Annotated in this window: 13 protein-coding genes; 7 read left to right on the top strand and 6 right to left on the bottom strand. The window is 66.8% G+C overall.

The genetic code is table 11. From position 1 onward, the window contains the following. The first annotated feature begins 92 nt into the window (after positions 1-92). From tatA to tatC, 3 genes are read left to right on the top strand one after another with little or no spacing between them, the layout of a single operon-like run. The gene (gene tatA / locus H3H36_RS04955; protein ID WP_182160957.1) at positions 93-299 is read left to right on the top strand and encodes a Sec-independent protein translocase subunit TatA; all 207 of its coding nucleotides are present in this window, start codon (positions 93-95) and stop codon (positions 297-299) included. Between the two features lie 42 nt (positions 300-341). Next, positions 342-836 (top strand): Sec-independent protein translocase protein TatB, encoded by a 495-nt coding sequence (tatB, locus tag H3H36_RS04950; protein ID WP_182214800.1) that lies wholly within the window; start codon positions 342-344, stop codon positions 834-836. Beyond that, positions 837-1,592, top strand: coding sequence for a twin-arginine translocase subunit TatC (gene tatC / locus H3H36_RS04945; RefSeq protein ID WP_182214798.1), 756 nt, complete (start codon positions 837-839; stop codon positions 1,590-1,592). It begins immediately after the preceding gene. Between the two features lie 127 nt (positions 1,593-1,719). Here tatC and H3H36_RS04940 read toward each other — a convergent pair whose 3' ends face one another. The 3 genes from H3H36_RS04940 to H3H36_RS04930 form a co-directional block, all read right to left on the bottom strand. Further along, positions 1,720-3,684: a DUF885 domain-containing protein gene (locus H3H36_RS04940; protein ID WP_182214796.1), complete on the bottom strand. Its 1,965-nt coding sequence runs from the start codon at positions 3,682-3,684 to the stop codon at positions 1,720-1,722. A 142-nt stretch (positions 3,685-3,826) separates the two neighbouring features. Next, on the bottom strand, positions 3,827-7,990 hold the full coding sequence (locus tag H3H36_RS04935) for a DEAD/DEAH box helicase (RefSeq protein ID WP_182214794.1): 4,164 nt from the start codon (positions 7,988-7,990) through the stop codon (positions 3,827-3,829). Further along, a complete protein-coding gene (locus tag H3H36_RS04930; protein ID WP_182214792.1) occupies positions 7,987-9,936 on the bottom strand; it encodes a dipeptidyl-peptidase 5 in 1,950 nt (649 codons plus the stop codon). The genes H3H36_RS04935 and H3H36_RS04930 overlap by 4 nt, the downstream gene beginning before the upstream one ends. 194 nt (positions 9,937-10,130) lie before the next feature. Here H3H36_RS04930 and hemE point away from each other — a divergent pair, with 194 nt between their 5' ends. Together hemE and H3H36_RS04920 are read left to right on the top strand one after the other, a co-directional pair. After that, complete coding sequence (gene hemE / locus H3H36_RS04925; RefSeq protein WP_182214789.1) at positions 10,131-11,210, top strand: uroporphyrinogen decarboxylase; 1,080 nt, start codon at positions 10,131-10,133, stop codon at positions 11,208-11,210. Positions 11,211-12,006: 796 nt separating this feature from the next. After that, the gene (locus tag H3H36_RS04920) at positions 12,007-14,046 is read left to right on the top strand and encodes a primosomal protein N' (RefSeq protein WP_182214786.1); all 2,040 of its coding nucleotides are present in this window, start codon (positions 12,007-12,009) and stop codon (positions 14,044-14,046) included. 8 nt (positions 14,047-14,054) lie between these two features. On the opposite strand, the gene H3H36_RS04915 is transcribed toward H3H36_RS04920, so the two are convergent. Beyond that, positions 14,055-14,840 carry a glycine betaine ABC transporter substrate-binding protein gene (locus tag H3H36_RS04915; protein ID WP_182214784.1) on the bottom strand — a complete coding sequence of 262 codons (786 nt, stop codon included), beginning with the start codon at positions 14,838-14,840 and terminating at the stop codon, positions 14,055-14,057. A gap of 127 nt (positions 14,841-14,967) precedes the next feature. Continuing rightward, a complete protein-coding gene (locus H3H36_RS04910; protein ID WP_182214781.1) occupies positions 14,968-15,864 on the bottom strand; it encodes an ArgP/LysG family DNA-binding transcriptional regulator in 897 nt (298 codons plus the stop codon). A 188-nt stretch (positions 15,865-16,052) separates the two neighbouring features. On the opposite strand from H3H36_RS04910, the gene H3H36_RS04905 reads away from it, so the two are divergent. After that, positions 16,053-17,495, top strand: a complete 1,443-nt coding sequence (locus H3H36_RS04905; RefSeq protein ID WP_182214778.1) for a dihydrolipoyl dehydrogenase — start codon at positions 16,053-16,055, stop codon at positions 17,493-17,495. A gap of 203 nt (positions 17,496-17,698) precedes the next feature. Beyond that, entirely contained in the window at positions 17,699-18,835 is a 1,137-nt protein-coding gene (locus tag H3H36_RS04900) for an HD-GYP domain-containing protein (protein WP_311196576.1), read from the top strand. A gap of 45 nt (positions 18,836-18,880) precedes the next feature. On the opposite strand, the gene H3H36_RS04895 is transcribed toward H3H36_RS04900, so the two are convergent. Then, positions 18,881-19,363 carry an SRPBCC family protein gene (locus H3H36_RS04895; protein WP_182214776.1) on the bottom strand — a complete coding sequence of 161 codons (483 nt, stop codon included), beginning with the start codon at positions 19,361-19,363 and terminating at the stop codon, positions 18,881-18,883. Between the last annotated feature and the right edge of the window lie 113 nt (positions 19,364-19,476).

Raw genomic sequence — 19,476 nt, 5'->3', positions numbered from 1 at the left:
TGACAAGTACATGACGGCCCGCGCATCGCTTATACTGTGCGTATTGGTTATCACTGAATTCTTTGGGCGTAAGCCCTTGCAAGGGGATTAAGATGGGTTCTATGAGTATTTGGCACTGGCTGATCGTGCTGGTGGTCGTGATGCTGGTGTTCGGTACCAAAAAGCTGGGCAACATCGGTTCGGACATCGGCAAGGCCGTCAAGGGCTTCAAGGATGGCGTGCGCGGCGAGGAAGACAAGCCGGCGGCCACCACCCCGCCCACCATCGACGTCGACGCGAAAGAGAAGAACAAGCTGTAAGCGGCGCGGGGTTCCGGCCCCGACCGCGATAGCCTGCCCCTTATGATCGATCTCGGTCTTTCCAAACTAGCCATTATCGGCGTCGTCGCCCTGGTCGTTATCGGTCCCGAAAAGCTGCCCAAGGTGGCGCGGATGGCCGGGTCTTTGTACGGCCGGGCTCAGCGTTACCTGAACGAAGTCAAATCGGAAGTCTCGCGCGAGATCGAGATGGAAGAGTTGAAGAATTTGCAAAAGGAAGTGCAGCAGGCGGCCCAGAACGTCAAACAGGACGTGGAAAAAGCCGTCTCGGACAACCTGGGCGAAATTCAAGGCGCCTGGGATGGCACGCCCTTGCCGACCACCGAGCGCCTGATCAGTGCCACCCCGGACGACCTGGCGCGCAAGGCGCGCGAGTTCCGCCGCAAGAAGCTGGTGCGCAACTCCGCCATTCCCGGCTGGTACAAGCAGCGCCACGGCGGCAAGATGCATGTGACGTCGGCCGCGGCGCGCGTGGCCCGTTTCCGCCCGCGCGGCAATTCCTCCTCCTCGTTTTACTAAATGACTACACCTGCGCCGGGCGAAGAAACCTTTATTTCCCACCTGATCGAGCTGCGCGACCGCCTGGTGAAGGCGTCGATCGGCATCGTGCTGGTGTGCGTCGGGCTGCTGGTGTGGCCCGGTCCCTCGCACATCTACGACATCATCGCGCGCCCGATGATCGCCTCGCTGCCGGTGGGCTCGAAGATGATCGCCACCGGCGTCATCGCCCCCTTTTTGGTGCCGATGAAGGTGACGCTGGTGATCGCCTTCATCCTGGCCCTGCCGTGGGTGCTGTACCAGTTGTGGGCCTTCATCGCGCCCGGCCTGTACGCGCATGAGAAGCGGCTGATCGCGCCGCTCGTCATCTCGTCCTCGGTGCTGTTCATGATGGGTGTGGCGTTCTGCTACTTCTTCGTGTTCGGCCGCGTGTTCAAGTTTATCAACGATTTCTCGCCGCAGTCGATCGCCGTCACGCCCGATATCGAAAACTATCTCGATTTCGTCATGTCCATGTGTCTGGCGTTCGGCGCCACGTTCGAAGTGCCCGTGGTGGTGGTGATCCTGGTGCGCATGGGCCTGGTGAGCGTGGAAAAGCTCAAGGAAGTGCGGCCCTACGCCATCGTCGGTGCCTTCGTGGTGGCGGCCATCGTCACGCCGCCCGACATCGTCAGCCAGTTCTCGCTGGCCCTGCCCATGTGCCTGCTGTTCGAGCTGGGCCTGCTGGTGGCGCCCATATTTGTTCGCGTGACCCAGGCGCCGGAAGAGACGTCCTGACGGCGCAGCGCCGTGCGCTGGGACGCGGCAGAGAGCTGAACGCCCGCCCCCAAAGTTGCTTCCCTTGAACGCCAGAAAGCAAACGGGACGCCCGCAGCGTCCCGTCCTTGCCCTGCGCGTGCGTCCTTTACTGCGTCATCAGTTCGCGGATCATGCGCACCGGCGCGCTGCCGTAGCTGAGGAATTGCTCGTGGAATTGCTTGAGCGAGAACTTGCTGCCCAGCGCCTGCTTGCGCTGCTCGCGCAATTCCATGATTTCGCTGTAGCCGCTGAAATAGCTGGTCAGCTGCACCGACGTCACCTGCACCCGGTGCCATTTCTCCTCCGCCTCGCTGCGGGTCTGGAACGCCTGGCGCGTGAGCAGGTCCATGGCCTGTTCCTGCGTCATGCCCAGCACGTGCACGCTGTAGTCGAGGATGGTGTTGGTCACGCTGCGCAGGTTCCACTTGGACCACATCAGCCACATCTCGGGCGCATTGTCGCCGTAGCCCGATTCGAGCATCATGCGCTCGCCATACACGGCCCAGCCTTCCACCATGGCGCCATTGCCGAAGATGGATTTGACGATCGATGGCGAGCGGTTGGCATACACCAGCTGCGCGTAGTGGCCCGGAATGGCTTCGTGGATGTTGAGGATCTGCAGGATCCAGTCGTTGTACTCGCGCAGACTGCTTTCGGCCGCTTCCGGCGTGGCGCCGTCGAGCGGGGTCACGTTGTAGTAGGTGCGGTCCTGCGGGCGGTAGGGGCCGGGTGCGTCGATGCTGGCGCCGGCCACGCCGCTCTGGTAGGCCGGGGTGGCCCGCACTTCGAGCTGCTTGTTGGGATCGAGCGTGAGCAGGTCATGGCTGATCACCCAGTCCTGCAGCAACGGCACCTGGCGCCGGATCTCGTTGAAGAAATTCTCACGCGCCACGTGGTGGCTCGACAGCTTGTCGATCACCATGCCGATCTTGGCGTAGCGGTCGTCCGGCTTGGCGGCGTCGCCCATGGTCTTGCTCCACAGCTCGTCGGACAGCTTGTCCATATTGGCCAGCAATTCCTCGCGGGCGGCCAGCGCCTTGCGGTAAGTCTCCTCGGCCGTGCTGCCGGACTGGATGTCATACGCGAATTTTTGCTCGTACAAGTCCTTGCCGATGCGGAACGAGCGGCCCGTGCCGTTCTTGGCCATGGTCTGGTCCAGGTCCGTCAGGAAGGCGACGTAGCCATCCACGGCCGTCAGCGCCGCGTTGATGCGCTGGGTGAACAACTGCTTTTCCACCGGCGTGAGGATGGAGGCTTGCGCTTCCTTGTCCAGCTGGGTCAGCATGGCGAGCACGCCGGGCGCCTGCGCGATGGCCAGCTTGGTGTGCTCGGGCGTGGGGTTGACCAGGTTGGCGCGGGCCGCGTCATAGTAGGCGGGAATGCTGGCGATGCGCTTGAGCAGCGTGCGCAGGCGCTGCGGCTTGGCCGCGTATTTCGTGTTGAGGATCAGGTCGATCGGGCCGGCCACGTTGTACAGCGCGGGATTCCACTGGTATTCGCGGAACGTGGTCAGGTTGAAGCGGTCCGAGTTCAGCTTGTTGATGAGCAGGGCCAGGTCGGTGCGCCTGCTGGCCGACAGCTGGCGCGTGTCGACCTTGGCGAAGCGGTCCAGCCAGTCGTTCGTGAACGCCTGCTCCTTGGCCAGCGTGGCCGGGTCGTAGACGGTCATGGTGGCGGCCGTATCGTACTTGCCGGCGTAGAGCGCGCTTTCGGGGTCGATGCGCCACAGGGCGTTCAGGAATTGCACGCTGAGCGCGTCGAGCGCCTTGTCCTGGCGCCGCTCCGGCGACACGGGCTGGGCGTGGTGGACGGCGGCGGCCACGGTGGCGGCGGCCGCTACCGGCGCGGCGGCGTGCGATTTACCCTTGCCGTGCTTGCTGCTACTGTTGCCGCCGCTTTTGCTACCGCTCTTGCTGTCGCCTTTGGCATGTTTGCCGTGGGACGAACTCTTGGTCCCCGACTTGGCCGTGCTGGCGGCCGCCTTGGCATGGTGTTGATGGGTGCTGGCGCTGGCCGGCGCCAGCGCGATCGACGTTAGCAGGGCAGCCAGCGCGATATGGGTCTTCATCATAAAAAGCAGCCTCGTGTATGTTTGGGCAAGACGCGCATATTCGCAGGTTTGGGGCGGCGCGCCAAGGTCAAGCGTGGGAGATTATCACTAAACGGGGCCCGCGAGGGCGCCCGTTACATGCCGCTACAAGTAGCGCGGGCCGTCAGCGCTGCATGCCTTCGGCCAGCATGGCCAGCATGTCGGCCGCCGACATGCGCGCCGCCAGGTCGCTGCCATCGAGCAGGCTGTCGGCCAGGTCGCGCTTGTGCTGGTGCAGCGCCACGATGCCTTCCTCGATCGTGTGGCGCGCCACCAGCCGGTAGATGGTGACGGGCCGCTGCTGGCCCATGCGGTGGGCGCGGTCCGAGGCCTGGTCCTCCACGGCCGGATTCCACCACGGGTCCATGTGGATCACGTAGTCGGCCGCCGTCAGGTTGATGCCCATGCCGCCCGCCTTCAGGCTGATCAGGAACACATCACCGTCGCCGGCCTGGAACGCGTCGACCCGCGTCTTACGTTCCTGCATGGGGGTGGCGCCATCAAGGTACTGGTAGCGGATGCCGTTGGCGTCCAGGTGGTCGCGGATCAGCTTCAGGTGGTCGACGAACTGGCTGAACACGAGCACCTTGTGGCGGTTGTCGAGCAAGCCTTCCAGCAGTTCCGCGAACGCGGCCAGCTTGCTGCTGGCCAGCCCCAGGGCCGGCGCCACCAGCTGCGGGTTGCAGCAGGCGCGGCGCAGCTTCATGATCTCGGCCAGGATCTGGATGGTCTTGCGGTCGGCCGGGCCTTCCACCTGCTCCAGGTTCTCCAGCGCCGCGCGGCGCAGCGATTCGTACAGCGCCGTCTCCTCCTTCGACAGCTCGACCTCCAGCGTGATCTCGGTGCGCGAGGGCAGCTCGGCCAGTACCTGGGCCTTGGTGCGGCGCAGGATGAAGGGCTGGATCAGGCGCCGCAAGCGCTGGCGCGCGCCCACTTCCGCCTTGTGGTTCTGGGCCTTTTCGATCGGCCCCGCGAAGCGCAGGTTGAATTGCTCGATGCTGCCCAGCAGGCCGGGATTGATGAAGCGGAACAGGTTCCACAATTCGCCCAGGTGGTTTTCCAGCGGCGTGCCGGTGGCCACCATCTTGAAGTCGCCCTGCAAGGCCATCACGGCCTGCGAGCGCTTGGTGGCGCCGTTCTTGATGGCTTGCGCCTCGTCGAGCACGATGGTGTGCCAGCGCACGCCGGCGAACAGTTTCGCCTCCAGTTGCAGCAGGCCATAGCTGGCCACCACCAGGTCGTAAGGCTGCAGCGTGGACAAGGTCTCGCCGCGGTCGCCCGCGCCGAACAGCTTGACGTTGAGCGTGGGCGCGAAGCGGGCCGCCTCGCTGACCCAGTTCAGGCACACGGAGGTGGGCGCGACCACCAGCGTCGGCCCTTGCGGCGCGCGCGCCAGGATCAGGGCCAGCGCCTGCAGCGTCTTGCCCAGTCCCATGTCATCGGCCAGGCAGGCGCCCACGCCCCAATGTGCCAGGCGCGCCAGCCAGTCGTAGCCTTCGCGCTGGTAGTCGCGCAGGTCGGCCTGCAAGGTGCTGGGCAGCTGCGGCACGAACGCCGTGCGCGCCTGCATGCGGGCCAGGTGCTCGCGCCACAGCTTGTCCGCTTTCAGCCCGCCCGCGTCGTCGGCCAGTTCCTCCAGTGCGAACGCGGCCAGCGGATGCAGGCGCACGCCGTCGCCCGTCAACTCGCCGTAGGCCGACACTTCGCGCAGGCGGCGGTGCAGTTCCTCGGTCAGCGCCAGGAAGCGATTCTCGCCCAGTTCCACGAAACGTCCCTGGCTGGTGTGCATCAGCTCCAGCAGGGTGCGCAGGTCCAGCACCTGGTTCTCGTCCACCTGCACTTCGCCGCTGGCCGCGAACCAGTCCTTGTGGCTCTTGATGGCCAGCCGCAGCTGGCCGCTGCCCACCTTGGGCGTGACGCGGAAACTTTCGCCTTCCGGCCAGGCCAGCACGATGCTGTCCGGGTCCAGCGCCTGCAATTCCACCAGCAATTGCAAGCACAGCGCCGGTTGGCCCAGCAGCCATTCGCCGTGTTCCTGCTCGGCCGATTCGAGGATGGGGCAGCGCGCCACGAGAGCACGCTCCGCGTCGCGTTCGCCGTTCAGGTCGCGGCGCGCCTGCACCGGCTTGCCGCCGGCGTCCGCGATCACGCTGTCGGCGCCCGTGCCGGGCGGGTAGTAGGCGCCGCCGGCCAGCGGCCGCACCAGCAACTGCATCTTCAGGCCGTGCTGGTAGGGCAGCAGGTGCACGTGCAGGCGGGCGTCGGCCGCCACCTGCTCCATGTCGGCGCCGGCGCCGCCGATTTCCGACTGCACCGTCACCAGCGACGAGATCGAACCGATCGCCTGCAGCACCTGCTGTTCCGCGTGGCGCGGCACGGTCAGGCCGGCGCCGACGATGGCGCCGATGCGGCGGTGTTCGTCGAGGATCTGGATCACGCGCAGCCGGGTTGGCGTTTCCTTGTTGATGATGACGGTGCTGCCGTCGTCGGGAATGGGCGGCTGCAGCGTGATCGTCAGGTTCTCGCCCTGCTTGCGGATCAGCAGTTCCGGTTCGCCGGCCAGCAGTTCGACTCGCGTGTCGGGCGCGTCGTGCCAGAACAGCAGCGGGTGGCCCACCAGTGCGGCGGCCGCGCGCTGCGGGTCGATCTCGTAGCTCAGGCCCGAGGAATGGTAATGGCGGTGCGCTACCCCGATCGCTTCGGACGCGCGCACATCCTGCGGCGTGAGGAAATCGAACTGCTCGGCTTCGAAGCGCAGCCGCTTCAAGGCCACGGCGCGGCCCTTGCCCCAGATGCCGCGCGCATCGCGCTTCTGCTCGCGCGGCTCCACTGCCGTCAGGCCGTAGCGCGGATGGAAGGTCAGCACCCAGGCCAGACGCGCATTGCCGCCCGGCGCGGGCGCCGCGTCCTGCTGCAGGGCGATCAGCGCGGCCAGCTGGCGCTGCCACGCTTCCTGCCGCTCGAACCACGAGCTCAGGTCGGCGTAGCCGTGCTGGCGGCGCAAGGCCGCGCCGTGCTGCGCCTGTTCCGCGTCGCCCAGGTGGCCCAGCAGGGTGGCCGCCTGGCCGGCGATGAAGTGGTAGCCGGCTTTGTCGGCCAGCTGCATCAGTTCCTGCAACTGCGGACGGTAATCGGCCAGCTGCGGTTGCGACAGCCAGAAATACAGCAAGCCCTGGAACATCTGGGCTTGCAGTCCCGTTTCCCACGCGCGCCTGGTCACCGTGTCCGGCGTCAGCGTGCCGGCGCGCACCTGGCGCAGCAGGTCCAGCAGCTGGTAGACGGCGCTGTCGTGGTTGTGCGGCGCGCGCAGCGCCGCTTCCAGGTAGGCTTCGGCTGCCTTGGCCAGTTTCGCATCGCCCTGGCGCAGCATGGCCAGCACGTACAGGTAGCCGCCCATGCCCGCGAACAGCTGCTTGCGCTTGCCCGATTCGCGCCGCAGCATCTTGAGCGCCGCGTCGAAGCCGGCGATGGCGGCCGAGGCGGCGCCGCGCAGCAGCACGATCACGCTGGCCAGGAACTGGCTCTGCGCGCCGGCCGTGCCTTCCAGGTAGCGGCCCGCGTCGTCCAGCCGGCCGCACAGGATGGCGTCTTCCGCCAGCGCCAGGCGCAGCGCGGGCGCCACGTCGTCACCGCCGGCGCGGCGGCGCTGGAAGTGCTGTTCGGTGAATTCGCGCAGCACGGGCGCGCTGGCGTAGTCGCGCTGGGCGTTTTGCAGCAGCAGCGTCAGGATATCGTCCTGCAGCAGCGGGTGGACGCGGGCGATCATGCCGGCCTCGAACGGCCGGCCGAAAATCTCGATGATGGGATGCAGCTGGGCGGCTTCGTAGCAATTCTGGCAGAACGCCAGCAGCGGCAGCACGCGCTGTGGTTCCTGGCCGCGCAGCAGTGCCATGCGCAGGCGCGCCACGCCGGCCCGGTAACTGCGCGGCTCCACCGTGTTCCAGGTCTGGCGCAGCGGCACCAGCAAGTCGTGCGCCTGGCTGATGTCGTCGAGCGCATGGGTGCCGATGGCGGCCCGGATGGCGGGCCAGCGCAGGCCAGGATTGCAGCTGTGGCCGCGTCCCGTCACCACGTTGCTGAAGGCCAGTCGTTCCAGCTTGCGCAGCGCGTCATCCAGCGACGCCACGGTGAGCTGGTCGCCGTGCTGGTCCTCGATGCGGGCCGCCTTCAGGTGGTCGAGGATGGTGGCGCGGCCCATCGGCTCGCCCACCAGCGCGAGCAGGGCCAGCGTCATTTTCTCGTGGTAGGCCAGCGCGTCGAATTCCGCCTGCAGCTGCGTTTCGTTCATGCGGGCAGGTTGTCGATGTGGACGGCGCCGGGCGCGTCGCCCGGGTGCAGGCCGAACAGGCGCTGGTAGAAGTACAGCTCCGCCTCCAGCGTGCGCACGATGTTCTCGGCCTTGCGGAAGCCGTGGCCTTCGCCTTCCAGCGGCACGTAGGCCACCGGCACGCCGCGCGCGCGCAGCGCCGCCACCATGGTTTCCGATTGCTGCGGCGGCACCACCTTGTCGTCCAGGCCCTGGAAGAAGATCATGGGCCGCGCCAGCCGGTCCGTGTGGTTGATTGGCGAGCGGGCCTGGTACAGCGCCTCGGCCGCCGGCTGCGGGGCGATCAGGTATTCGTTGTAGTGCGATTCGAACTTGTGCGAGTCCTGGTCCAGGCCCTTGAGGTCGGACACGCCGTAGTAGCTGGCGCCCAGCTTGAACACGTCGTGGAAGGTCAGCGCGCACAGCGTGGTCAGGCCGCCGGCGCTGCCGCCACGGATGATCAGCCGCTCGCCGTCGGCCAGGCCGCGTTCCACCAGCGCGCGCGCGCCGGCGATGCAGTCCTCGACGTCGACGATGCCCCACTGGCCCTTGAGCGCATCGCGGTAGGCGCGGCCGAAGCCGGCGCTGCCGCCGTAGTTCACGTCCAGCACGCCGAAGCCACGGCTGGTCCAGTACTGGGTGGCCAGCTTGAGGGTGCTGGTGGTCATGCTGGTGGGGCCGCCGTGGCTGATGACGATCACGGGCGGCAGGCTGTTCGCGGGCGCCTGCACGGCCGGATTGCAGGGCGGGTAGAAGAAGGCGTGCGCCGTGCGGCCGTTTGCGCTGGGGTAGCTGATCGACTGCGGCACGGATAGTTCGGCCACGGCAGGCAGTGTCTCGATGGAACGGGCCAGCACTTCCACTTCTTCGCTGGTGTATTCGATGCGGGCCAGTTCCAGCGCGATGGTGGGACTGCCGCCCATCAGCGCGATGAAGCCGGGGCCCACCTTCAGTTCGCGGATTTCCTGGTAGGGGTTGGGGATGTCTTCGAGCCGCCCGCTGTCCACGTGCAGGCGTGCCAGCTTGCTCACGCCCTGCACGATGTAGGTGCAGATGATCTCATCGGCCGAGCGGAAGCCGTACATGGACGCGCCGAATACCCAGTGCGGGGTGGCGAATTCGGCTTCCATCGGGCACAGGGGCTGGACCTGGTCGCCGGCCAGCCGGTACAGATTCCACCATCCGCTGCGGTCGGACACGAAGTGCAGCACGCCGGCCGGCGACCATTCGGGCTGGCACACGGCTTCCTCCGGGCCGCCGGCCACGCGGCGCGGCGCGCCCAGGCTGCCGTCGTCCTGCACGGGCGCCAGCCACAGTTCCGTGCCTTGCCACGGCATGCGCGGATGGTCCCAGCTCAGCCAGGCCAGCTGGCGGCCGTCCGGCGACAGGCGCGGCGCGGCGTAGAAGTCCGCCCCTTGCACCAGTACCGTCTCGGTGCCGTCCGCTGCGATCGCGCACAGGGTGTTGACGGGTTGCGCGTGCGGATCGTCGCCATGCAGTTCGCGCACGCTGATCAGGCGCGCGCGGGCGCGGTCGGCCACGAAGTCGGCGTGGCGCTGCTTGCCGGGGCGGGTCAGGGCCTCGGCCGGGCCGTCGCCATCCTGGCGGTACAGCAGGTTGTCGGCGTAATGGGAGAAGTAGATGGTGTCGCCATCGACCAGGTAGGCGCCGCCGCCATATTCGTGCACGCGGCTGCGCACGTTGTAGGGCAGCGGGGTCAGTTCGGCCGTCGTGGCGCCGCGGTGGCGCAGCAGCGTATTGCGGCCCGCCTCGGCGGCGCGGCCGGCCAGCCAGTAGAGGTCGCTGCCATCGGCCCCGCCCACGGCCAGTTGCGACAGCGGCGTGGCGCCGGCCGCCACGCGCGCGGCGCTGATGGTCGATGGCCAGGCGCCGAACGGTGCGGTGGGCAGTGGGGTGGCAGGGGTCATGGTCGCTCCAAGAGTGGTCGGGATCGGGGTGCAGGCATCATAGTGAAAGCGCGGCCAATGTTCCAGCCTTAGTTGCAGCATTCACTGGCGTCGCGCCGGGTGTACGTTTCGTCATGCCGGGCGCAGGGCAAAGCGTAAAAAGGAGGCGCGGGATGCGATAATAGCTTTTTTATTCCCGCCATCGATTGCCTTTCATGCCACAATTCGCCCCGCTCCAGAACGACACCTTCTTGCGCGCGTTGCTGCGCCAGCCCACCGACTACACGCCCGTGTGGCTGATGCGCCAGGCGGGGCGCTATTTGCCGGAATACCGCGCCACGCGCCAGAAGGCTGGTTCCTTCATGGGCCTGGCCACCAATCCCGATTACGCCACCGAGGTGACGATCCAGCCGCTGGACCGCTTCCCGCTGGACGCGGCCATCCTGTTCTCCGACATCCTGACCGTGCCCGACGCCATGGGCCTGGGCCTGCACTTCGTGGAAGGCGAGGGACCGAAGTTCGAGCGTCCCCTGAAAACGGAGCAGGACGTGCTGGCCCTGCGCCAGCCGGAACCGGGCTCGCTGGACTATGTGTTCAAGGCCGTGACCCAGATCCGCACCGAACTCAATGGCCGCGTGCCGCTGATCGGCTTTTCCGGCAGCCCGTGGACGCTGGCTTGCTACATGGTGGAAGGCCAGGGTTCGCGCGAGTTCCACACCATCAAGAAGATGCTGTACAACCGTCCGGACCTGATGCACCACGTGCTGGCCACCAACGCCAAGGCCGTGGCCGAATACCTCAACGCCCAGATCGACGCGGGCGCCCAGGCCGTGATGATCTTCGATTCCTGGGGCGGTGCGCTGGCCGATGGCGCCTACCAGGAATTCTCGCTGGCTTACATGCAGCAGGTGGTGTCCCAGCTCAAGCGTGAAAAGGATGGCGTGCGCATTCCCGCCATCGTGTTCACCAAGGGGGGCGGCCAGTGGATCGAGGACATCGCCGGCATCGGCGCCGACGCCGTGGGCCTGGACTGGACCGTCAACTTGCGCCAGGCGCGCGCGCTGGTGGGCGACAAGGTGGCCCTGCAGGGCAACCTGGACCCGGCCATCCTGTTCGCCAGCTCGGACCAGATCCGCGCCGAAGTGCACAAGGTGCTGGACGCGTTCGGCAAGCCCGGCCCCAACAGCGGCCATGTGTTCAACCTGGGCCACGGCATTTCCCAGTTCACCGACCCGGACCACGTGGCGGCCATGGTCGAAGCCGTCCACAGCCACAGCCGCGCCCTGCGCGCCTGAGGCGTTCCGCAAAAAGGGGGCGTTTCCGTGGAAACGCGCCCTTTTTTCATGTTGTCTTCGTTCGTCCGATACCGACTTATACACAATTTTATTTGCTGCTGAAATAACGGGCAGTGTCTTTTTCCCCGCGGGGAATGGTGTTGTAAGTAATTGATTATGATAGGTTTATTTTTGCCTTCCCAGAGGCAAGATTAGCGTTAGGTAAACCTTATCCCAGCAGTGAAACGGGCTTGTCAGTCCATTGTCCACAAAGTTATCCACTAAAACTGTGGATAAAAAAGAAAAGACCTTAGTAAACCGCGACTTAGCCGTTTTGTTCTCATGCAGCTTCAAGTGCTTGTTGCGGTGCACGAAATCATGGCAATGTTTTTGCCGCGATAACGGCCTTGTTTCGGCGCAAACGTTGTCGTTGCAGTATGTGTAGAATGCGCTGCGCCAGGCCGCAGGCCGTAAACGGATGCTGCTCTGCGGCAAACGTGATCTGTGTGATATCCGGTGCAAAAAAGTGCTTGATTTCGGCCCAAAAAGTCCACTAAATACTTCACTTATGCACAGCGACGCGGCACCGGCACGAATTTTTCCTCCCCTAGGGAGCATTTTTCAAGTTATTGATTTATAAGGGAATTAATTTTGGTTTTTTGCCCGGTTTATGACACTGGCAAGGCGGAAGTCATCGGTTTCCGTGAATTAATTTTCCTTTGTCCACAAAGTTATCCACAAAAACTGTGGATACTTCCCAGCGCCACGGTTTGGGCGCCATCGTCGGGGAAAACCGCGTGAATTGTGCAGCCACATCATGAGCACGACGCAACAAGCTGCCCCCTGCATCCTGCAAATTGTGCTGGATACGCCACTGAACGCCGTGTTCGATTACCGCTGGACTTGCGATCCCGCAAATCCGCCGCAGGTTGGCCAACTGGCGCTGGTGCCGTTCGCCCGGCGCGAAGTGGTGGGGCTGATCGTGGGCATCACCGACCGGACCGATGTACCCGAAGCCAAGCTCAAGGATGCGCTGGCCGTGCGCAGCCAGCTGGCGCCGCTGTCGCCGCAGTGGCTGGCGCTGGCCGGCTTCGCGGCCGATTACTACCAGCGGCCGCTCGGCGAAGTGGCGCTGCCCGGCGTGCCCAAGAATTTGCGCGTGCTGACCACGGTGGCGCTGGACCGGGCGCTGAAAAAGCTGGCCAGGCATGACGCGCCGCACGACGGCACACCGCTGGCCATGCCCCGCCTCAATCCGGCCCAGCAGGAAGCGGCGGACGCCATCGGCGGCGCCCAGGGGTACGCGCCCACGCTGCTGTACGGCGTGACGGGCAGCGGCAAGACGGAAGTGTATCTGCAAGCGTGCGCCCAGGTGCTGGCGCGCGAGGCTGAAGGCCAGATCCTGATCCTGGTGCCGGAGATTAACCTCACGCCCCAGCTCGAAGGCAATATCCGCGCCCGTTTCCCCGGCGTGATGCTGGCCACCTTGCACAGCAGCCTGTCCGAAGGCGAACGCATGTTGCACTGGCTGGCCGCGCACCAGGGCAAGGCCCGCATCGTGCTGGGCACACGGCTGGCCATCCTGGCCTCGCTGCCCCAGCTCAAGCTGATCGTGATCGACGAGGAGCACGACCCGTCGTACAAGCAGCAGGAAGGCTTGCGCTATTCGGCGCGCGACCTGGCCGTGTGGCGTGCCTGGCAGCTCGGTATTCCCATCGTGCTCGGTTCGGCCACGCCGTCGCTGGAGAGCTGGCACCATGCCCAGTGCGGCCGCTACCGCAAGCTGGAGCTGCGCGAACGGGCCGTCAAGAACGCCACGCTGCCCGAGGTGAAGCTGCTCGACATGGAGCGCGACAAGCCCAAGGATGGCCTGACATCGCAACTGGTGGCCGCGCTGCGCCAGCGCATGGAGCGCGGCGAACAGTCGCTGCTGTTCCTGAACCGGCGCGGCTATGCGCCCGTGATCTGCTGCGAGTCGTGCGGCTGGATCAGCGACTGCAAGCGCTGCACCTCGTTCATGGTGCTGCACAAGCCCGAGCATCGGCTGCGCTGCCACCACTGCAGCCTGGAGATGCGCATCCCGCGCCACTGCCCCACCTGCGGCAACGTGGACTTGCAGCCCTTGGGGCGCGGCACGCAGCGCGTGGAGGAAGGCTTGCAGCAGTTGTTCCCGGACGCGCGCATCCTGCGCATCGATGCCGATTCCACGCGCAAGAAGGGCAGCGCGCAGCAGGCGTTCGACTCCGTGCACCGGGGCGAGGTCGATATCCTGATCGGCACCCAGATGGTGGCCAAGGGCCATGACTTCAAAAAGCTGACCTTGGTCGGCATCCTCAATCCGGACACGGCCCTGTTCTCGCAGGATTACCGGGCCAGCGAGCGCCTGTTCGCGCAGCTGATGCAGGTGGCCGGGCGCGCGGGACGGGCCGGCCGCGCGGAAGGGGGCAGCGCCAGCGAGGTGCTGATCCAGACCCGCTATCCCCAGCATCCGCTGTACGGCGCGGTGGTCAACCACGATTACGACCATTTCGCCACGGCCTTGCTGGAGGAGCGCGAGCAGGCCGCGCTGCCGCCCTATCTGTTCCAGGCCCTGCTGCGGGCCGAGGCGCCGGAGCTGGCCACGGCCATCGCCTTCCTGCAGGCGGCGCGCGACTGCGTGGAGCATGGCGGCATCACCATCAACGATCCCATCCCGATGAGCATGACGCGGGTGCATAACGTGGACCGGGCCCAGTTGCTGGTGGAATCGCCGTCGCGCCCGGCCTTGCAGGCTTTCCTCAAGCACTGGATGGCCACCCTGCGCGACATGAAAAGCCGCGTCAAATGGTCGCTGGAAGTGGACCCGCTCGATATTTGAGGCCCCCGTTACGCGGGCGCCTGCGCCAGCCGCGCCGCCGCCTGCGCCGGGTTGAGTTGCTCGCGCATGATCAGATGGTCGAGCCAGCTCAGCTGTTCGTTGCCCAGGTGTAGTGCGCGCAGGGCGGCCAGCGCGCCCGCTGGCAGCCGTCCGGCGCAATCCTTGCGCAACAGCAGCGTGGCCTCATCGCGGCCACGCAATAAACCTTCCGGATCGGCCAGCGCGCGGATGCGGTGGCTGCGGTGCAGGTATTGCGGTTGCCACAACGGCAGCACCACCCAGCGTTGCGCCGCCACCGCCTGCTCGTATGCCGTCACGCATTGATCCAGGGTGCCGTTGCTGAACCGGTAGCCGGCCTGTTCCAGCCCGTAGCGTGCCATGATCTCGCGGGAAAAGCGGCTGATGCCGGCGCCCGGGCCGATGCCCTGGATCTGGTGCTCCATGCGCGCCGCCACGTCGGGGCGGGCCAGGTCGGCCAGTTGCGCCACCCGTGCCGGCGGCACGTAATCGGGCACACCCCATAGCGCATACGGCGTGTAGAGCACGGCCACGGATTCGATCTCGTGCGCGAACGGGCGCAAGTAGTCGCCATGGCTGCCCGGCAGCCAGGCCGCGCATAACAGGTCGCCCTCGCCCCGGCGCAGCAGTTCGAACGCGCGTTCATGCGGTGCCCGGATTTCGCGGCAGCGCACGCCGTATGGCGCCAGCAGCGCCTGCACTACGGCGGCAGCGGCCGCATGGAAGGAAAGGTCGATGGTGATGAGGGTCAGTTCAGTGTGTGCGCTGGTGGACATGGCGGCTCCGGGTGTTGAAAGGTCCGGCGCATGATGCCTTGCGGGTCGGAGACGAAACAGCCCCATTCGTCGCAGACAGTTTCAACAAATCCTTGAAAATGGCCGCCTCGCCGGCGCCGGCCCGCACCTACGGCTGCAGCAGATAACGTCGCGCCGTCGCCACCACCTGTTCGGACAGGGCGCGCGTGAACGGCGTATCGAGGTTCCACGCGTGCCAGGCCAGCGCCACGTCCACGTGCTGGCCCGGCGCCAGGTCCACCAGCCGTTCCTGTGCCAGCGCCGGGCCCACTTGCGGCAGCGGCAGCAAGCCATACGCCAGGCCGCCGTGGATGCATTCGCTGTAGGCCGGCGAGAGCGGCATGGTGTGGTGCGGATACCCGCCCTGCACCTGCACGGCGCCGGCCAGGAAACGCGCCATCAGCTCGCCATCGCTGACGACGGCCGGCGCCAGCGTCACCGCCTCGGCCGAGAAACCATCACCGAACCAGTGGCCGGCGAACACGGGCGTGGCCACGCACACGTAGCGCATCAGCCCCAGCTGGGTGACGTTGGGGCCGTTGGGCTGGTCGGCGCCGCCGACGGCGCTGGCGGCCACGCAGCCGAACACGCTGCCTTCATGCACCAGGTGCAGCGCCAGCTCGGGCGCGGCCGCCTGCACCTGCAACTGGCAGCGCGGCGGCGACAGCAGCGGTTGCAGGCTCAGGGGGAACCAGGTGGCCAGGCTGGCCGCGTCCACGGCCAGCGCGATTTCCGGCATGCTGACCGGATTGCCCAGGTCGATGTCGAGCGCCGCTTCCATCAGCTTGACGTTGCGGTGGTGGGACACCAGCCGCTGCCCCAGCCCGGTGGGCACGGCCGGCTGGCCGCGCACGATCAGCAGCCGGCCGCTGGCGTCCTCCAGGGCCTTGATCCGCTGCGACACGGCCGACTGGCTGATGCCCAGGGCCAGCGCGGCTTTTTCAAAGCTGCCATGGCTGGCGACAGCGTCGAGTACGGCCAGGGCACGGTAGTCCAGGTTTCCCATAAGCTGCACTTATAAAAGTTCGGAAGGATAAGTAATACTAATGCGGTTTTGCCGCAAAGTAAAACCAAAGTACAACTTTAACGGCGCGCGGCTTGCGCCCGCACAACGGCGCGCAGCTTCGCGCTGCCTGCATGCGAAGCGGCGTAACATCAGCCCCATGCCGGCCTTATGCCGGCCGGGAGCGCACCATGCAAACCCTGGAAACGGATGTGGCCGTGATCGGCGCCGGTACGGCCGGGTTGAATGCCTATCGCGCCGCGCGCGCGGCCGGCGCGCGGACCGTGCTGATCGAAGGCGGGCCCTACGGCACCACCTGCGCGCGCGTGGGCTGCATGCCCAGCAAGCTGTTGATCGCGGCGGCCGAGGCGGCCCACGCGCTGGCGGCCGCGCCCGGCTTTGGCGTCCACCCGGGCGCCGTGCGTGTGGATGGCGCGGCCGTCATGGCCCGCGTGCGGGCGGAGCGCGACCGTTTCGTCGGTTTCGTGCTCGACACGGTGGAGCAGATTCCCGTCACCGACAAGCTGCGCGGCCACGCCCGCTTCGTGGCGCCGGACCGGCTGCAGGTGGACCAGCACACAGCGGTGCAGGCGCGCAGCGTGGTGATCGCCACCGGCTCCAGTCCCATCCTGCCGCCGGCCTGGCTGGCGGCCGGGCCGCGCGTGACCGGCAGCGACGCCGTGTTCGACTGGGCCAGCCTGCCCGGTTCGGTGGCCGTGATCGGCACCGGCATCATCGGCCTGGAGCTGGGCCAGGCGCTGCAGCGGCTGGGCGTGCGGGTGGCCCTGTACGCGCGCGGCGACAGCATGGCCCAGCTGGGCGACCCGGCCGTGGCCATGGCCGCCGCGCAAGCGCTGGCGCGCGAACTCGATCTGCGCTTCCACACGGTGGTCAAGGCCATCGCGGCGGACGGGGCGCAGCTGCTGGTGCGCAGCCGTGACGGCGATGGCCGCCTGCGCGAGGAGCGCTACGACCAGGTGCTGTGCGCCATCGGCCGCCAGCCCAATGTGCACCAGCTGGGACTGGAGACGACGGGCCTGACGCTGGACCGCCACGGCATCCCCCTGTACGACCAGCACACCATGCAGTGCGGGGCCAGCGCCATCTTCATCGCCGGCGACGCCAACAACGAACGCCCGCTGCTGCCGGAAGCGGTGGACCAGGGCCGGATCGCCGGCGACAACGCGGCCCGCCACCCGCGGGTGGCGCCGGGCTTGCGGCGCACGCCGCTGGCGGTGGCCTTTACCGAGCCGCAGATCGCCACGGCCGGCGCCAGCTACCGCACGCTGTGCGCGACCCACGCGGACCGCTACGCCATCGGCCAGGCCAGTTTCGAGGACCAGGGCCGCAGCCGCGTGATGCGGCAGAACGAAGGCTTGCTGCGCGTGTATGGCGAACTCGGTACGGGCCGCTTCCTGGGCGCGGAAATGGTGGCGCCGCGCGCCGAACACCTGGCCCACCTGCTGGCCTGGGCATGCCAGGCGGGACTGACGGTGGCGGCCATGCTGGACATGCCGTTCTACCATCCGGTCATCGAGGAAGGCGTGCGCACGGCCTTGCGCGACCTGGCCCGCCAGCTCGAGCGGGGGCAGGCATCGCCGGCCGGGCCCGTGCCATGCTGCCCGGGGGCGTGAGCGCGACGCTTCAGGTGATTGCAATTTAGAAAACAATGATGCGTTAAAGCAAAAATACAACAGTCCGGCGCGTTTTCCCGTCTGCGCAACGGGAATCGCTACGGTATTGCCCGCTAAAACCGTTATGCTTCTGTGCTATGGTTTTTTTGCCAACAGACAAAGACGAGGCGCCAGCTTGCCGGGCTGGCCGCGCGGGGGAATGAGTGGGGATTAACAGAGTCAGCCGGGCGGACCTGAAGCTGGGCATGCTGGTGCCATGGGATGTGTATGCCAGCAACGGCATGCTGCTGGTACGCAAAGGCCACCTGATCGCCAACGTCAACCAGATCGATTACCTGGTCGAGCGCGGCACCTACGAGGACCACAGCGACGCCGTGGCGCCCGCGCCGGCGCCGCAATCGGTGCTGCGCAAGCTCAACACGGCCTGCGTGGAACTGCAGCAGGCGCTGGAACTGGTGGCGGCCCGGCTGGCGCCGCACGATATCGTGCGGCGGCTGGAGGAAGTGGCGTTGCTGGTCACCCAGGCCGTGGACCTGAGCGCCGACGTGGCTGTGGCCAGCATCCTGCACAACCAGCAGGCGGCGCCCTACGCGGTGCGCCACAGCGTGGACACGGCCGTGCTGGCCCAGCTGGCCGCGCGTGCCCTGCGCCACGACGCGCGCGCCATCTTCACCACCACGCTGGCGGCGCTGACCATGAACGTGGGCATGCAGGAGCAGTATCTGCGCCTGCACGAGAGCCGGGGCAAGCTGAGCGAGCAGGACCTGGAACGGGTGCGCCAGCATCCACAGCGCGGCGCGGCCCTGCTGCGCCACGCCGGCGTGACCGACCCGGACTGGCTGGCCTGCGTGCTGCACCACCATGAGAATGAGGATGGCAGTGGTTATCCGGGTGGCAAGAAGGGGGAGGACATTCCCGTCGGCGCCAAGCTGATCGCACTGGCCGACCGCTATTGCGCGCGCGTGGTCAGCCGCCACTATTTGCAACCGCTGCTGCCCAACGCGGCCCTGCGCGACATCCTGCTGGAGGGACGCAGCGTGCTCGATGGCCACCTGGCGGCCGTGATGATCCGTGAGCTGGGGATTTATCCCGTGGGCACCTGGGTCAGGCTGCTCAACGGGGAAGTGGGCGTGGTGTCGCGCAAGGGCTTGCGCTCGACCATGCCACACGTGGAATCGGTGATCGGCCCGCGCGGCGCACCGCTCAGCGTGTTCCTGCAACGCGATACGCGCGGCCAGTTGCATACCATCCGCGAAGTGCTGGCGGCTGAGCAGGTGCTGGCGCTGGGCGGCCAGCCGTTGCGGATGGAACAGGTATGGGGCCGGCTGGCGCGGCCTTGACGCGAAGCCGGCGCCCGTGCGGGGCCGGGACGGTTGAAACGTTCGCTAGTTGAGGATGGCGTCCAGGCGGCCGCTGGCGGCCAGGTCGCGCAGCACGCGGATGGTGTCGATGTCCGATTCCTGGTAGGCCGAGCGGCGGAACTCGTCGTACATGGCGTTGGCCGCGTCGGTGGCCGCGTCGTGCGCATCCACGTATTCGAAGCGCACGAACAGCACCTGCGGTTCGGGCCGTTCGATGGTCATGGTCAGGCTGGAGGCGGCGATGTCCTGCTGGGGCGCCACCTCGTAGCGGATCTGGTGCATGGGTGTGAGCAGCACCTGGTCCTCGATCACCAGCTCGCCGTAGCGCAGGCGGCGGCGGAAGGTGTGCTCGCTGCGCTCGACGATCACGCAGTCGTCCAGGTGCGGCACGAACAGCTTGGGCGACTCGGCGCGCAGCACCAGGCCGCGCCACAGCTGGTCCACGGTGAGGGCATCGATCAGCGGGTTGAGCGGATCGTTAATTTCAATTAAGTGTTCGAATTTCATAGTAATACAGCCAATCAAGTTCGGGCGCGCGGTGCGCCGCCATCTGAACATGGTAACGCAAATGGCCGCCGGCTACATGCGCCGCGTCAGGTGCGCGCGAGGCTGCTACAATG

It is taken from the genome of Rugamonas fusca, from assembly GCF_014042365.1.
GTDB lineage: Bacteria > Pseudomonadota > Gammaproteobacteria > Burkholderiales > Burkholderiaceae_D > Rugamonas > Rugamonas fusca.
Note: the sequence above shows the minus strand (reverse complement) of the source record. Positions and strands in the feature narration are given on the sequence as shown.